Raw genomic sequence first — 15,580 nt, 5'->3', positions numbered from 1 at the left:
ATCGCGAGCAAGCTCGCTCCCACAGGGGCAGGTGTTGTCTTGCCTGAAATGACAAACCCGGCACTCGGCCGGGTTTGTCTTGTTTCAGCGATGCTTACTTGGCGGCAGCCGCCACCGCCAGTTCATGCCGGGCACTGCGCTTGTTCTTGATCCAATAGCACACGGCCATGAACACCACCCACACCGGAATCGCATAGACCGAGATCTGGATGCCGGGGATCAGCAACATCACGCCCAGGATGAACACCACGAACGCCAGGCAGATGTAGTTGCCGTACGGGTACCACAGCGCCTTGAACAGCGGCGTCTGGCGGGTCTGGTTCATGTGCTGGCGGAACTTGAAGTGCGAGTAGCTGATCATCGCCCAGTTGATCACCAGGGTCGCGACCACCAACGACATCAACAACTCCAGCGCATGCTGCGGAACCAGGTAGTTCAACAGCACCGCCACCAGCGTGACCGCCGCCGACGCGAGGATCGAACGCACCGGCACGCCCCGCTTGTCGATCTTCGACAAGGCCTTGGGCGCATCGCCCTGCTCGGCCATGCCCAGCAACATGCGGCTGTTGCAGTAGGTGCCGCTGTTGTACACCGACAGCGCGGCGGTCAGCACGACGAAGTTGAGGATATGCGCAGCGGTGTTGCTGCCCAGCATCGAGAACACCTGCACGAACGGGCTGCCGCTGTAGGCATCGCCGGACGCGTTGAGGGTGCTCAACAGGCTGTCCCAAGGGGTCAGGGACAACAGCACCACGAGCGCGCCGATGTAGAAAATCAGGATCCGGTAGATCACCTGGTTGATGGCCTTGGGGATCACGGTTTTCGGTTTGTCGGCCTCAGCGGCGGTGAAACCGAGCATTTCCAGGCCACCGAAGGAGAACATGATGATCGCCATGGCCATCACCAGCCCGCTCACGCCGTTGGGGAAGAACCCACCGTGGGACCACAGGTTGGTCACCGACGCCTGCGGGCCACCATGGCCGCTGACCAGCAAATAGCTGCCCAGGGCAATCATGCCGACAATCGCCACGACCTTGATGATCGCAAACCAGAACTCGGCCTCGCCAAAGACTTTGACGTTGGCCAGGTTGATCGCATTGATCAGGACGAAAAACGCCGCCGCCGACACCCAGGTCGGAATCTCGGGCGCCCAGTAATGGATGTACTTGCCGACCGCGGTCAGCTCCGACATGCCCACCAGGATGTAGAGGATCCAGCAGTTCCAACCCGACAGGAACCCGGCGAAACCGCCCCAGTACTTGTGGGCGAAGTGGCTGAAGGACCCGGCCACCGGCTCTTCGACAATCATTTCGCCCAACTGGCGCATGATCATGAAGGCGATGAAGCCGCAGATGGCGTAGCCGAGGATCATCGACGGGCCGGCGGATTTCAGCACCCCCGCCGAGCCGAGGAACAGGCCGGTGCCGATCGCGCCACCGAGGGCGATCAGTTGAATATGGCGATTTTTCAGGCCGCGTTTCAGCTCGCCCGAATGCGTATTTTCTACAACGGTCATGCGTCACCTATTTGTTTTTATCTGTGACGAAATCGAACCCGACACGCTTATGGCATGGCGGAGTGAACAAGGCGGATAACCTTGAAAGTGCGTGGGTACGCGAAGGGTCACAGTAAAACGCGGCGCATTGTACACTGCAGTTCCCCTGCTACCAGACACCACCGGATCAGCGTCTGCCCCCGCACTTGAGGTCTGGCGCGCATCTGACCTTTCCCGCTGGCTTGAAACAAGCGCTGCGAAGTCTCAAAAAACCCGCCAAGCCGGCCCACTCGGCAGCTTTTTCTTACAGCCCTCCCAAACGCCGACACCGGTCAGTTCGAACGGCCAAAATCGTCAGCATTCCTTTACAGCGCGTAACGCAGACTTTCCACGTAGGAATATTCTGTAGGCTGACTGCAAATTGACGGTAGGTAGCTACCTATTAAATAAATCACCCAGGCAGCTGTTTTTGAATGAGTAATTTCAACGCGAAAAATGGAACAAAAAGTTCAAAAGAAAAAAATAAAATTATTTTTTGCAATCCAAAAAACCCTCGACTAGGTTTTCAGCGACTTGCCAAGGCATCGTGCCGACAAGTTCTGCGGTGCCGGTTCTGTCGGGTATGACTCGCCGAATCGGCCCGCGTTTTCCGCAAAAGTCATCTAGGAGATTCACTATGCAAGCACTGGACAAAGACTTGGAAACCGAACTGCAACTGGACGAATGGTTTGAAGCGCCGACCCATGAGGCCGCCGTTGAAATGATGCAAGCCGACGCCGTGGTTCCGTTCGGCACGGCGATGTGGCCTCTGTAGGCACTGCCCGGCGGAGGCGATCCGGCCGGTCGACTCCGCCACTCTTGTCGGTTGTCAGGGACATTAAATGAACGTGTCAGGGAAGAATAAGCATGGACACACAACGAGCCATCTCACATTTCCTTTACTACCTCGAACACCATCCCGCCCTGGCCGGCATCCAGCCCGCCAAGGTGTTGCTCGGCCATACCGCTGACTACGAAGCACTGACCGGCGCCATTGCCGAACAGGCGGGCAGCGGCTCGCCGTTCCGGTTCAGCGCCATGCGCCTGGACCTCGAATCCACGGAGCGCCTGTCCAAGGCCATTGCCGACAGCGATCTGTATATTTTCTTCTACGACTCTTCCACCCTGCCCAATCCACGCCCCGACGGCCCGGACTTTGTTCGGGCATTGCAAGGCGTGATGGCCGATAACTGGAAGAAATCGCTGCTGTTCAAGGATTACGGCGATTATTTCTACGACACCTTCAGCGTGATTCCCCAGCGTATCGCCGGACTCAACAGTCACCTGATCCGGCGCATGTCCCAAGCGACAACCCTGAGCTTCCAGGATGACCACGGTTCGTATTTCGACACCGCCCTGGGCAGCGTGAAGAAGTGGACCGACATCAACGGCCTCGGCAACTACGACCTGGCCCCCGGCGAAATCGCCACCCACAGCGACACCATCAACGGCCAGGTGAAATTCGTCGGCACGTTCCTGAGCACCATCCCGTTCGCACGCAAGTACGGCGTGCTGCAATCGCCCCTCGAGCTGTGGATCGAAGACTCCACCATCCAGAAAATCGCCACCGACGTGCCGGGCCTGGAACACGACTTCAACAAATACCTGGACGCCAACCCGTCCAACCGCCGCATCGAAGAACTGGGGATCGGCACCAACGAAGGGGTCAAGAGCCTGTACGCCCGCAACGCCGGTTTCGAAGAGCGCCACTGCGGCCTGCACCTGGGACTGGGTGGCGGGGCCAAGGGCAGCCACCATTTGGATCTGATTTTCGAAAGCGGTGTGCTGGCGCTGGACAAAGAGCCGATGTTTGATGGGCGGTTTGTGCTTTAGGCTGGGATCGGTTGTGGGGCTGCTGACGCCATCGCGAGCAAGCTCGCTCCCACAGTTGATCTTGGTGACTGGGGGATGTGTGTTCGGCGCCGCTCCATTGTGGGAGCGAGCTTGCTCGCGAAGGCGGCCTCAAAAGCACTGCCTGACTAAAAGCCAGACAAAAAAAACGCCAACCCAACGGTTGGCGTTTTTTCTTGCAGTTTGCAGCTAGAAACTCACCGCTGCCTCACTCCGGCTTACGACGCCCGAACCCCGGACGCTGTCCCGAACCTGCCGGGGCACCACGGCGCTTGCCCGATGGCGTGTCGCGGTCGGCCAGGATGATGCCCGGGCGCTTTTTCGGTGCCGGCTTGGCCGGACGCTTGGTGTCGGCCGGGCGATCGGCGACGGGCGTACCGCGACCCGCCGGTGCACCGCGACCTTCGCCGCGCTCAGTGCGACCATTGGCCGGACGCGGCGTGCGTGGGCCACGCTCGCCGTCCTGACGCGGTGCAGGCTTGCGGGCCGGGCGTTCGCCTTCGATCTGCGGCTCGCGCGAAGGACGCGGGCCGGTCGCCACGCCATCAGCAGCCGGGCGCAGCGTACGCACGCGCTCGGTCTTGCCCATCGGACGCGAGGATTTACGCTGCATCCGCTCCAGCTTGTCCTTGCTCTTGGCGGTCATCTGCGGCATAGCCACCGGCTTGAGGCCCACTTCGGCGGCCAGGATGTCGACTTCGTACTGGCTCATTTCGCGCCAGCGGCCCATCGGCAGGTCGGAATTGAGGAACACCGGACCGAAACGCACGCGCTTCAGGCGGCTGACCACCAACCCCTGGGATTCCCACAAACGTCGCACTTCACGGTTACGGCCTTCCATCACCACGCAGTGGTACCAATGGTTGAAGCCTTCACCGCCGGGCGCTTGCTTGATGTCGGTGAAACGCGCCGGGCCGTCTTCCAGCACAACGCCGGCCTTGAGGCGCTCGATCATCTCGTCGTCGACCTCACCACGCACACGCACGGCGTATTCGCGGTCCATCTCGTAGGACGGGTGCATCAAGCGGTTGGCCAGTTCACCGTCGGTGGTGAACATCAGCAAACCGGTGGTGTTGATGTCCAGGCGGCCGATGTTGATCCAGCGGCCTTCTTTCGGACGCGGCATCTTGTCGAACACGGTCGGGCGACCTTCCGGGTCGTCACGGGTGCAGATCTCGCCGTCGGGCTTGTTGTACATGATCACGCGGCGCACCGTTTCGGCGGCCTCTTCGCGCTTGATCACCTTGCCATCGATGGTGATGGCATCGTGCATGTCAACCCGCAGGCCCAAGGTGGCATCTTTGCCGTTGACCTTGATCCGGCCCTGGGTGATCCAGGCTTCCACGTCACGGCGCGAACCGACGCCGATACGGGCGAGGACTTTTTGCAGCTTCTCGCCTGCTGGGCCGATTTCCTGGCTGTCGTTCTGGTCTTGGTCTTTCATTCTGGGCACCTCCCGGTGTGGTCGGGTCAGGCTTGGCCTGACGCTTTGAATACGGGTCTTTGGCGAAGGGATCGCCAAGGGGTCGCGAATCATACGCGCGTTGAAGCGATTGCGCATCAGAGACTAGCTGATCAACCAGCGCCCGGCGCTTTTTCCGCCGACCGGTGATGCCCGGCTTGGCGGGGACTTCGTCTGGGCCCCCTGGGGGTGCCGAGGTTCCCGGGGTGGGCGGTGGGTCAGCCTACATCGATTCTGAATGCTCCTCCGTCATCGCGAGCAAGCTCGGCTCCCACAGGATCAGCCAGCGTTTCCAAATCAGTTGGATCAATCGTCGAACTGGCGCCGTTCGTTCTCGATCGCTTCGGCCAACGCCCGGGCTTCGGCTTCTTCGTCGCTCAGTTCGGGTTCCGGCGCTTGGAGGGCGGCGACGGCGGCCAGGAGTTTTTCCCGGGCTTGGGCAACGCCGAGGATATCTTCTTCCGGATCCGGTTCCGGTTCTGCTTCTGGCTCCGGCGCGCTATCGGGCTCCGCCAGCTCATCCGAGTCGCCCTCAGGACCAGGACCTTCCCGCAGCAAGTCGTCGAAATCGGTCTTCAAGCCCTCCTCCATGGTGTCCAGCTCCAGCAACAACGAGTGGAAACTGGTCTCTTCCTTCGGTTCCTCGGGCTCGGCGCTGGCGTCCGCCAGTTCCTGCAAGCCCTGGGGCACCGGGGCGTCGTCGAACTCCAGCATCGGTTCGGGTTCCAGTTCCCGCAATTCGGCCAGCGGCGGCAGGTCGTCCAGGTTCTTCAGGTTGAAGTGATCGAGGAAGGCCTTGGTGGTCGCAAACATCGCCGGTTTGCCAGGCACATCGCGATAACCGACGACGCGGATCCACTCGCGCTCCAGCAGCGTCTTGACGATGTTGCTATTGACCGCCACGCCCCGCACATCTTCGATCTCGCCCCGGGTGATCGGCTGGCGATAGGCGATGAGCGCCATGGTTTCGAGCAGCGCCCGGGAATAGCGCTGCGGCCGTTCCTCCCACAGGCGCCCCACCCACGGCGCGAATTTCTCGCGAATTTGCAGGCGGTACCCGGACGCCACTTCCTTGAGTTCGAAAGCCCGCCCCTCGCAGGACTTGCCCAACAGTGCCAGGGCTTTCTTGAACACGGCCGGCTCGGGCCGCTCGCCTTCTTCGAAGAGTTCGAACAGGCGTTCCATCGATTGCGGCTTTCCCGAGGCCAACAGGAAAGCTTCAAGCAAGGGGGCCAGCTCGCGGGGTTCAGTCAGATTCATTGATTTGCTCGTTATTCGGCTCGTGCCCGCACGTGGATCGCTGCGAACGGCTCATTCTGCACCAGCTCGACCAAGGATTCCTTGACCAATTCCAGGACCGCCATAAACGTCACCACCACCCCCAACCGCCCTTCCTCGGCGGTGAACAGCTCGACGAACGGCACGAAGCCGCCGCCCTTGAGTCGCTCCAGCACATCACTCATGCGCTCGCGGGTGGACAGCGCTTCGCGGCTGACCTGATGACTTTCAAACATATCGCCCCGGCGCAGGACCTCGGCCATGGACATCAGCAACTCTTCCAGGCTCACGTCTGGCAGCAACTTGCGCGCCCGCGCTTCGGGCGCATCGAGCTTGGGCACCACCACATCGCGCCCCACCCGGCTCAAGCCGTCGATGCCTTCGGCGGCGGCCTTGAAGCGTTCGTATTCCTGCAAGCGGCGGATCAGCTCGGCTCGCGGGTCGTCTTCTTCCTCTTCGACCTCTGCCGAGCGCGGCAGCAGCATCCGCGACTTGATCTCGGCGAGCATGGCCGCCATCACCAGGTATTCGGCGGCGAGTTCCAGGCGCACCGACTGCATCAACTCGACGTAGCCCATGTACTGGCGGGTGATTTCCGCCACGGGAATGTCGAGGATGTTGATGTTCTGTTTGCGGATCAGGTACAGCAGCAGGTCAAGCGGGCCCTCGAAGGCTTCGAGGAACACCTCCAGCGCATCCGGTGGAATGTACAGGTCCAGGGGCATTTCCATGACCGCCTGGCCATAGACCATGGCGAACGGCAACTCCTGCTGCGCGCCGGCCTGGCTGTCGACATTGTCCACGGCGGTTTCCACGACGGACATTCAGGCCTCGACCATGAACGGCGTCGGATCGCCGCAACCGACACGCACCACCTGGGGCTCGCCATCGGCCAGGTTGATCACCGTGGACGCCGACATGCCGCCGAAACCACCGTCGATGATCAGGTCCACCTGATGTTCGAGTATCTGGCGCATCTCATAGGGATCGTTCAACGGCTCGGTCTCGCCAGGCATGATCAGCGTCACGCTCATCAGCGGCTCACCCAGTTCCGCCAGCAGCGCCAGGGCGATGGGATGGCTCGGCACCCGCAGGCCGATGGTGCGCTTTTTCGGGTGCAGCAACAGCCGCGGGACTTCCCGCGTGGCATTGAGGATGAAGGTGTACGGCCCCGGCAAATGCGCCTTGAGCAGGCGGAAGGTGCCGGTGTCGATCTTGGCGAACAGGCCCAACTGCGACAGGTCGCTGCAGATGAGCGCGAAATTGTGCTTGTCGTCCAGTTGACGCAGGCGTCTAACACGCTCCACGGCATTCTTGTCGCCGATCTGGCAACCGATGGCGTAGGACGAGTCGGTGGGATAGACCACCACGCCACCGCCACGAATGATTTCCACGGCCTGTTTGATCAGGCGCGCTTGCGGGTTTTCCGGATGAATCTGGAAAAATTGACTCACGTGTTCTACCTGTTCAGACGGCGGCGATAACGGGATCATGTTTGAATCTACACCAGAGTGGTGGCAGATCTTCCGGCAACGGGCGGTATTCGCCGATCTCGGACCAGCCCCCAGGGCCATGGAAATCACTGCCGGCGGTGACCAGCAGGCCGAACTCACGGGCCAGGATCGCCAGGCTGCCGACCTGCTCGGCAGGCTGATGGCCGTTGACCACCTCGATGGCATGGCCCCCCGCTTGAATATAGTCGGTGACCAGGCGTCGGCGCTTGCTGCGGGTGAAATCATAGTGCCATGGATGCGCCAGGCTGACCCAGGCACCCGCTGCCCGCAGGGTCTGGACGGTGTCTTCCAGGGTCGGCCAATGCTGCTTGACGTCCCCCAGCTTGCCGGCCCCCAACCATTTGCGGAACGCTTCGGCGCGGTCCTTGACGAACCCTTCGCGCACCATCCAGTCGGCAAAGTGTGGCCGGGCCGGTGCGTTGCCGCTGTCGCCCAGTTCCTGCTGGATCTGTCGGGCGCCGTCCAGCGCACCAGGCATGCCCTTGAGGGCCAGCTTGCGGCTGATCTCTTCGGACCGCAGCCAGCGCCCGTCGTGCAGTTGTGCGATGGCCTGGACCAGCGCCGGCGCATTCACATCGAAACCGTAGCCCAGCACATGGATGGTCGCCCCGCCCCAGGTACAGGACAACTCCACCCCGTTGACCAGCTGCATGCCCAGCGCCGTGGCGGCGCCGCGGGCCTCGTCGAGGCCTTCGAGGGTGTCGTGATCGGTCAGGGCCAGGACTCGCACGCCGTGCTCGAACGCCCGCGCCACCAGAACCGCAGGCGCCAGGGCACCATCGGAGGCCGTGCTATGGCAGTGCAAATCAACATTCACGAGAGTTTGTTACCTCAAATCAGCTGGCCCTATCGCGGCCAAGGATGTTTGTTATTATGCCGCCACATCCTGCTTCTGGCTGCCACTGTGAAACAATTCATCGATTTCATCCCGCTCCTGCTGTTCTTCATCGTCTACAAACTTGATCCCCGCACCGTCGACTTCGCCGGTCACTCCTTGACTGTAGGCGGTATCTACAGCGCCACCGCAGTCCTGATCATCAGTTCCCTGGTGGTCTACGGCGCGCTGTTCGTGTCCCAGCGCAAGCTGGAGAAGAGCCAGTGGCTGACCCTGATCGCCTGCCTGGTGTTCGGCAGCCTGACCCTGGCGTTCCACAGCGAAACCTTCCTCAAATGGAAGGCCCCGGTGGTCAACTGGCTGTTCGCCCTCGCGTTCATTGGCAGCCATTTCATCGGTGACCGCCTGCTGATCAAGCGCATCATGGGCCATGCCATCAACCTGCCAGACCTGATCTGGACCCGGTTGAACATCGCCTGGATCGTGTTTTTCCTGTTCTGCGGCGCCGCCAACCTGTTCGTTGCGTTCACGTTCCAGGAGTACTGGGTCGACTTCAAGGTCTTCGGCAGCCTGGGCATGACGCTGCTGTTCCTGATTGGCCAGGGTATCTACCTGTCCCGTCACCTGCACGAAGCCGACCCCACCACGCCCAAAACCGAGGACTGACATGCTCTACGCAATCATTGCCACCGACGTCGCCGACTCCCTGGAAAAACGCCTGGCCGTGCGCCCAGCCCACCTGGAGCGACTGCAACAGCTCAAGGCCGAAGGTCGCATCGTGCTGGCCGGCCCGCACCCGGCGGTGGACAGCAATGACCCGGGCGCCGCGGGTTTCACCGGCAGCCTGATCGTGGCCGAATTCGACTCCCTGGCCGCCGCGCAAGCCTGGGCCAAGGCCGATCCGTTCGTGGAGGCCGGCGTCTACGCCGAGGTCGTGGTCAAGCCGTTCAAGCAAGTCCTGCCGTAAATCCCCAGGGCAATGAGCCTGCGCGGCTCATTGCCCTGTTGCTCATCTTTCTCGTTCGCCTGCCGACAACCTGTCTAATCTCGATTGGAATTCAGGAGTTGCAATGCGCAAAGGTCCGTTGTGCCTGTTGTTGGTCTCGTTGGCGATCGGGGCGCCTGCCCATGGCGAGGAAAGCACCGAGGGCAGTCATTCGGCGCCCTTGTCCCTGAGCGCTGGCGGCCAGATCGCCGAATTGCAGCAACGCTTGAAAGACAGCGAGCGCATGCGTGAAGCACTCACCCAGCAACTCCAAAACACCAACGGCGAACGGGAAAGCGCGCTGGTGGGCCGGCTGCGCCAGGAGAACCAGCGCCTGAAACTGCAACTCAAGGAAGCCCAGGCCAGCCCCCTGCCGCGCCTGTTGACCGATCAACAGCAGTGGTTCGTCATTGGTGCCGGGGTAGCGCTATTGGCCTTGCTCTGCGGTATCTTTGCCAGCGGTGGACGTAGACAACGTCGGCAATGGCTAAATTGAGTGAGTCATGAGCGAGCTGTTACTGATAGATGATGACCAGGAGCTGTGTGAGCTCCTCGTAAGTTGGCTGAGCCAGGAAGGGTTTCAGGTCCGCGCCTGTCACGATGGCCAGAGTGCCCGCAAGGCCTTGGCCGAAACCGCCCCGGCTGCCGTGGTCCTGGACGTGATGCTGCCCGACGGCAGTGGCCTGGAACTGCTCAAGCAATTGCGCAGCGATCACGCGGAGCTGCCAGTGCTGATGCTGTCGGCCCGGGGTGAACCGCTGGACCGTATCCTGGGCCTGGAACTGGGGGCCGACGACTATCTGGCCAAGCCCTGCGACCCACGGGAACTGACCGCCCGCCTGCGCGCCGTGCTGCGCCGCAGCCATCCGACGGCCGTGTCCAGCCAGATCGAACTGGGTGACCTGACCTTCAGCCCGGTGCGTGGCGTGGTCAGCATCGACGAACAGGAACAAACCCTCACCGTGTCCGAAAGCCGCCTGCTCGAAGCGCTGCTCAAGCAGCCGGGCGAGCCGCTGGACAAGCAGGAACTGGCGCAGATCGCCCTGGGCCGCAAGCTGACCCTGTACGACCGCAGCCTCGACATGCACGTGAGCAACCTGCGCAAGAAAATCGGCCCCCACCCCGACGGCCGCCCGCGCATCGTGGCGCTGCGTAGCCGCGGTTACTACTACAGCCTCTAGAGGTTGTCGCTGCGATTACAGCCAGAGGTGGTGGCGGCTATCACAGCCTCTGGAGACTTTTGTGGCGAGGGAGCTTGCTCCCGCTCGGTTGCGCAGCAACCGCAAAATCTTGGGGCCGCTTCGCAGCCCAGCGGGAGCAAGCTCCCTCGCCACAAAAGCGGCCACACCCCAGGGTCTTGTGTTCGACCCTGCAAATTTGTCAGGTTCGCACCAAACCGTCTTTACCCAAGCTTTACCCACCCCTGACCGCCGCTGACCTTGATCTCCGTAATCTGCACACATCCGGAACTGACCGGGAATGAGACAAGGAGACACACCATGCGCAAGACCCTTATCGCTCTGCTGTTCGCTGCCGCCCTGCCGACCGTGGCCATGGCCATGCCCGAAGGCCCGGGCCCGATGGGGCCGATGGACGGCCCACGTCACGGCGGCCAGATGCACGACAAAGGCCCGTACAGCCAACTGGACCTGAGCCGCGAGCAACGCCAGCAGATTCGCCAGATCATGGGCGAACAGCGCCACGAACAACGGGAGCTGGTCGACAAGTACCTGGCCAAGCTCTCCCCAGCCGACCAGAAAGCCATGCAGGACGAAATGCAAGCCCGGCACCAGAAGGTCGACGCCCAGATTCGTGGATTGTTGAAGCCTGAGCAGCAAAAAGAATTCGACGCGATCCAGAAGAAACAGGCCGAGCGTCGCGCCGAGTGGGCCGAATTCAAGGCCTGGAAAGCGCAACAGCCGCAAAAAGCGCAATAATGCACTGAAGCTCCCCAGCCCAACGGTCAACCACCGTTGGGCTTTCTTTGTTTTCGAGGATTTATCGTGCGTTCATTGTTCTGGCGCATCCTGGCCAGTTTCTGGCTGGCCATCACTCTGGTTGCAGGCCTTTCGATCCTGATGGGCCACATGCTGAACCAGGACGCCTGGATCCTCAGCCGCCACCCGGGGCTCAATACCCTGCCCGAAGAGTGGACGCAGACCTACGAAACCCAAGGCGAGGACGCCGCCCAAGAAATCCTGAAACAGCGCAAGCGCCAGTATCACATTGACGTCCAGGTGTTCAACGAAAGCGGCGACCCGGTGGTGCGTGGCACTTTTCCCCATCGCGCCGCCGCCTTCGAGGCTCGGCAGAACAACGACGACCGCCGCCTGCCCTGGCGCCGGCTCACCGACGAGTTCACCAGCGCCAAAAGCGGCGACACCTACCTATTCATCTACCGCATCCCCCATCCCGAACTGGACGCCTGGCACCGCGGCAGTCTGCTCTGGCCCCTCAGTGCCCTGGGGATCGCGTTGGTGGTGCTAACTCTGTTCAGCTTGTTGGTGACGCTCTCCATCACTCGTCCGCTGAGTCGACTGCGCGGTGCGGTGCATGACCTGGGCCAAGCCACCTACCAGCAGAACAGCCTCGCCAAACTGGCCAACCGGCGGGACGAGTTCGGCGTATTGGCCACCGACTTCAACCGCATGGGCGCGCGTTTACAAAGCCTGATCGCCAGCCAGCGGCAACTGCTGCGGGACGTGTCCCACGAACTGCGCTCGCCCCTGGCCCGGCTGCGCATTGCCCTGGCATTGGCGGAACGGGCCAGCCCCGAGGAGCGTGAAAAGCTCTGGCCGCGCCTGACCCGTGAATGCGATCGCCTGGAGGCGCTGATCAGCGAAATCCTGGTCCTCGCCCGGGTCGATGCCGACAACGCCAGCGCCGAAGAAGTCGACCTCAACGCGCTGCTGGTCACCCTGCAAAAAGATGCGCAGCTGGCTTCACCGGAGCAAACCGTGCAGCTTGAAGCCGAGGCGGACCTGACTCTCAAGGGTTGGCCGACCATGATCGAGCGAGCAGTGGACAACCTGCTGCGCAACGCCCAGCGCTTCAATCCGGCCGGGCAATCGATCGAGATGCACGCGCGGCGCCAAGGCGAACGGATCCTGGTCAGCGTACGTGACCACGGGCCCGGCGTTGAGGCCGAACACCTCGGGCAATTGGCCGAGCCGTTCTACCGCGCCCCCGGCCAGACCGCCGCCGGCCATGGCCTGGGCCTGGCCATCGCACGCCGTGCCGCTGAACGCCATGGCGGTGCGCTGGTGCTGGGCAATCATCCCGAAGGTGGTTTCATTGCGACACTGGAGCTGCCGTTGGTGCCGGGGGCTGTCGTCCAGCCGTAAGCATTGCAAATACCCCCTGTGGCGTGGGAGCTTGCTCCCGCTCGGTTGCGCAGCAACCGTAAAATCTTGGGGCTACTTCGTAGCCCAGCGGGAGCAAGCTCCCTCGCCACGGGAAATCAAACAAGGCGAGTTGAGCGGCGTGGCCAAACCCAACGGCAAGCGCGCCCCCTCAAACCAAACGATAATTCCTCTTATTCAAACAGCCCCGCCCTGTTAGACTTTGCGCCCTCGTTTTCACTCATCCCCGGGACGCCCGATGCTGTCGTTGCCTCTTCGTTTATGTGCACTGTTCATGGCCCTGGGCCTGAGTGCCTGCGATGATGCCCCGCGTTTTACCCAGGCCGAACCGGGTGAAGCCCGTTCCGGTGGCGCCGCGACGGTCCGCAAGAGTGATCAGAACGCCTTTTCCCTGCCCTCGGCCAACCTGCCACCCTCGCGGCGCGTGGATTTCAGTGTCGGCAACAGTTTCTTCCGCAGCCCCTGGGTGATCGCCCCCTCGACCACCACCGCCCGGGACGGCCTCGGGCCCTTGTTCAACACCAACGCCTGCCAGAACTGCCACGTCAAGGACGGTCGCGGCCATCCGCCGGCGCCGGATGCGACCAGCGCGGTGTCGATGCTGGTGCGCCTGTCGATTCCCGACGCACCCGCCTACGCCAAGGTCATTGAGCAACTGGGCGTAGTGCCAGAGCCGGTCTATGGTGGGCAGTTGCAGGACATGTCAGTGCCCGGCGTCGCCCCCGAAGGCAAGGTGCGGGTCGATTACACCCCGGTCCCGGTGCGTTTCAAGGACGGCACCGTCGTCGAATTGCGCAAGCCAATCCTGCAGATCACCCAGTTGGGATATGGCCCGATGCACCCCGACACGCGTTTTTCGGCCCGCGTGGCACCGCCGATGATCGGCCTGGGCCTGCTGGAAGCCATCCCCGACGAGGCGCTGCTGGCGAACGCCGAAGCCCAGGCGCGGGAGAACGACGGCATCGCCGGTCGGCCCAACCAGGTCTGGGACGATGTGCAGCAGAAGACCGTGCTGGGACGTTTCGGCTGGAAAGCCGGACAGCCCAACCTCAACCAACAGAACGTCCACGCGTTTTCCGGCGACATGGGCCTGACAACCAGCCTGCGGCCGTTCGACGACTGCACCGAGACCCAAGTCGACTGCAAGCGTGCGCCCAGCGGCAATAGCCCGGACGGCGAACCGGAAGTCAGCGACAACATCCTGCGCCTGGTGCTGTTCTACAGCCGCAACCTCGCGGTGCCGGCCCGTCGCGACGTGAATTCCCCCCAAGTGCTGGCAGGCAAGAATCTATTTTTCCAGGCCGGTTGCCAGTCCTGCCACACACCGAAATACACCACCGCCGCCAACGCCGCCGAGCCGGAACTGGCGAACCAAGTCATCCGCCCCTACACCGACCTGCTGCTGCACGACATGGGCGAAGGCCTGGCCGACAACCGCAGCGAATTCAAGGCCAGTGGCCGCGACTGGCGAACCCCGCCGCTGTGGGGCATCGGCCTGACCGAAACCGTCAACGGCCACACCCAGTTCCTGCATGACGGCCGTGCCCGCAACCTGCTCGAAGCCGTGCTGTGGCATGGCGGCGAAGCACAAGCGGCGCAGCGACAGGTTTTAGCGTTCGATGCCGAGCAGCGCGCTGCGTTGCTGGCCTTTCTGAATTCCCTTTAAATGCCTTTTCCAGAAATGGGAGCCTGACATGTTCCGTCCCAAATTGTTGTTCACCAGCCTCGCCGCCCTCGCCCTCGGCGCCTGCTCGCCCCAGGATCCGCAAGCCGTCACTTCGGCCGCCATAGCCAAGCAAGTGATCCTGCCGACCTACAGCCGCTGGGTCGAGGCCGACCGGCAACTGGCGACCAGCGCCCTGGCGTTCTGCCAAGGTAAAGAAAACCTGGAGACCGCCCGCGCCGACTTCCTCAAGGCGCAAAAAGCCTGGGCCGAGTTGCAACCGCTGCTGATCGGGCCGCTGGCCGAGGGCAACCGCGCCTGGCAGGTGCAATTCTGGCCGGACAAGAAAAACCTGGTGGGTCGTCAGGTCGAGCAATTGGTCAACAGCCAGCCACAGATCGACGCCGCCGGCCTGGCCAAGTCCAGCGTGGTCGTGCAAGGGCTGTCGGCCTACGAATACCTGCTGTTCGACGCGAAAATCGACATGGCCGACAGCGCACAGAAAGCCAAGTACTGCCCGCTGCTCATCGCCATTGGCGAACGCCAGAAACAGCTGGCCGAAGAGATCCTGTCGGGCTGGAACAGCAACGACGGCATGCTCGCCCAGATGAGCAAGTTTCCCAACCAGCGCTACGCCGATTCCCACGAGGCCATCGCCGACCTGCTCCGTGTGCAGGTCACTGCCCTGGATACTTTGAAGAAAAAACTCGGCACGCCAATGGGCCGCCAGAGCAAAGGCGTACCTCAGCCATTCCAGGCCGATGCCTGGCGCAGCCAGTCGTCGCTGCAAGGGTTGGAAGCCAGCCTGGGCGCGGCCAGGACCGTCTGGGTCGGCGTGGACAACAAGGGCCTGCGCGGCCTGCTGCCAAGCGACCAGAAGCCATTGGCGGACAAGATCGACGCCGCCTACGATGCCTCGTTGAAACTGTTCGCCAGCAGCCAGCGCTCGCTGACCGAAATGCTCGGCGACGATGCCGGGCGCCAGCAACTCAACGATTTGTACGACAGCCTCAACGTCGTCCATCGCCTGCATGAAGGCGAACTGGCCAAGGCGCTGGGCATTCAACTGGGCTTCAATGCCAACGACGGTGACTGA

16 protein-coding genes are annotated in these 15,580 nt (G+C 62.3%); 10 read left to right on the top strand and 6 right to left on the bottom strand.

From position 1 onward, the window contains the following. Positions 1-94: 94 nt before the first annotated feature. Positions 95-1,516, bottom strand: coding sequence for an amino acid permease (locus ACIPQ1_RS14325; protein ID WP_411385437.1), 1,422 nt, complete (start codon positions 1,514-1,516; stop codon positions 95-97). A gap of 655 nt (positions 1,517-2,171) precedes the next feature. Here ACIPQ1_RS14325 and ACIPQ1_RS14320 point away from each other — a divergent pair. Both ACIPQ1_RS14320 and ACIPQ1_RS14315 read left to right on the top strand, forming a co-directional pair. Further along, positions 2,172-2,309 carry a hypothetical protein gene (locus ACIPQ1_RS14320; protein WP_003178782.1) on the top strand — a complete coding sequence of 46 codons (138 nt, stop codon included), beginning with the start codon at positions 2,172-2,174 and terminating at the stop codon, positions 2,307-2,309. 92 nt (positions 2,310-2,401) lie between these two features. Then, the gene (locus ACIPQ1_RS14315) at positions 2,402-3,367 is read left to right on the top strand and encodes a leucyl aminopeptidase (RefSeq protein WP_186729823.1); all 966 of its coding nucleotides are present in this window, start codon (positions 2,402-2,404) and stop codon (positions 3,365-3,367) included. A gap of 226 nt (positions 3,368-3,593) precedes the next feature. Here ACIPQ1_RS14315 and rluB read toward each other — a convergent pair whose 3' ends face one another. The 5 genes from rluB to ACIPQ1_RS14290 all read right to left on the bottom strand — a co-directional run bounded on the left by rluB (position 3,594) and on the right by ACIPQ1_RS14290 (position 8,456). After that, a complete protein-coding gene (gene rluB / locus ACIPQ1_RS14310) occupies positions 3,594-4,829 on the bottom strand; it encodes a 23S rRNA pseudouridine(2605) synthase RluB (RefSeq protein WP_186706289.1) in 1,236 nt (411 codons plus the stop codon). 324 nt (positions 4,830-5,153) lie between these two features. After that, a complete protein-coding gene (scpB, locus tag ACIPQ1_RS14305; protein WP_446534334.1) occupies positions 5,154-6,107 on the bottom strand; it encodes an SMC-Scp complex subunit ScpB in 954 nt (317 codons plus the stop codon). Positions 6,108-6,118: 11 nt separating this feature from the next. After that, positions 6,119-6,817: a segregation and condensation protein A gene (locus ACIPQ1_RS14300; RefSeq protein ID WP_186706403.1), complete on the bottom strand. Its 699-nt coding sequence runs from the start codon at positions 6,815-6,817 to the stop codon at positions 6,119-6,121. A 132-nt stretch (positions 6,818-6,949) separates the two neighbouring features. Then, a complete protein-coding gene (locus tag ACIPQ1_RS14295) occupies positions 6,950-7,579 on the bottom strand; it encodes an L-threonylcarbamoyladenylate synthase (protein WP_186706291.1) in 630 nt (209 codons plus the stop codon). A gap of 13 nt (positions 7,580-7,592) precedes the next feature. Then, a complete protein-coding gene (locus tag ACIPQ1_RS14290; protein WP_411385439.1) occupies positions 7,593-8,456 on the bottom strand; it encodes a PHP domain-containing protein in 864 nt (287 codons plus the stop codon). Positions 8,457-8,543: 87 nt separating this feature from the next. Between ACIPQ1_RS14290 and ACIPQ1_RS14285 the strand changes: the two genes are divergently transcribed. From ACIPQ1_RS14285 to ACIPQ1_RS14250, 8 genes are all read left to right on the top strand, one after another. Further along, on the top strand, positions 8,544-9,140 hold the full coding sequence (locus tag ACIPQ1_RS14285) for a septation protein A (protein ID WP_250963921.1): 597 nt from the start codon (positions 8,544-8,546) through the stop codon (positions 9,138-9,140). 1 nt (position 9,141) lies between these two features. Further along, the gene (locus ACIPQ1_RS14280; RefSeq protein WP_250963920.1) at positions 9,142-9,441 is read left to right on the top strand and encodes a YciI family protein; all 300 of its coding nucleotides are present in this window, start codon (positions 9,142-9,144) and stop codon (positions 9,439-9,441) included. A gap of 103 nt (positions 9,442-9,544) precedes the next feature. Continuing rightward, a complete protein-coding gene (locus tag ACIPQ1_RS14275) occupies positions 9,545-9,955 on the top strand; it encodes a translation initiation factor 2 (protein ID WP_186706295.1) in 411 nt (136 codons plus the stop codon). A 7-nt stretch (positions 9,956-9,962) separates the two neighbouring features. Then, positions 9,963-10,640: a response regulator transcription factor gene (locus tag ACIPQ1_RS14270; protein ID WP_207964883.1), complete on the top strand. Its 678-nt coding sequence runs from the start codon at positions 9,963-9,965 to the stop codon at positions 10,638-10,640. Between the two features lie 318 nt (positions 10,641-10,958). Continuing rightward, positions 10,959-11,396, top strand: coding sequence for a Spy/CpxP family protein refolding chaperone (locus ACIPQ1_RS14265; protein ID WP_434703579.1), 438 nt, complete (start codon positions 10,959-10,961; stop codon positions 11,394-11,396). A 66-nt stretch (positions 11,397-11,462) separates the two neighbouring features. Beyond that, positions 11,463-12,803, top strand: a complete 1,341-nt coding sequence (locus ACIPQ1_RS14260) for a sensor histidine kinase (RefSeq protein WP_186706298.1) — start codon at positions 11,463-11,465, stop codon at positions 12,801-12,803. Between the two features lie 256 nt (positions 12,804-13,059). Next, positions 13,060-14,487 (top strand): di-heme oxidoreductase family protein, encoded by a 1,428-nt coding sequence (locus ACIPQ1_RS14255; protein ID WP_446534333.1) that lies wholly within the window; start codon positions 13,060-13,062, stop codon positions 14,485-14,487. A 28-nt stretch (positions 14,488-14,515) separates the two neighbouring features. Next, on the top strand, positions 14,516-15,580 hold the full coding sequence (locus ACIPQ1_RS14250) for an imelysin family protein (RefSeq protein ID WP_250963916.1): 1,065 nt from the start codon (positions 14,516-14,518) through the stop codon (positions 15,578-15,580).

The organism is Pseudomonas sp. LARHCG127, from assembly GCF_052871455.1.
Note: the sequence above shows the minus strand (reverse complement) of the source record. Positions and strands in the feature narration are given on the sequence as shown.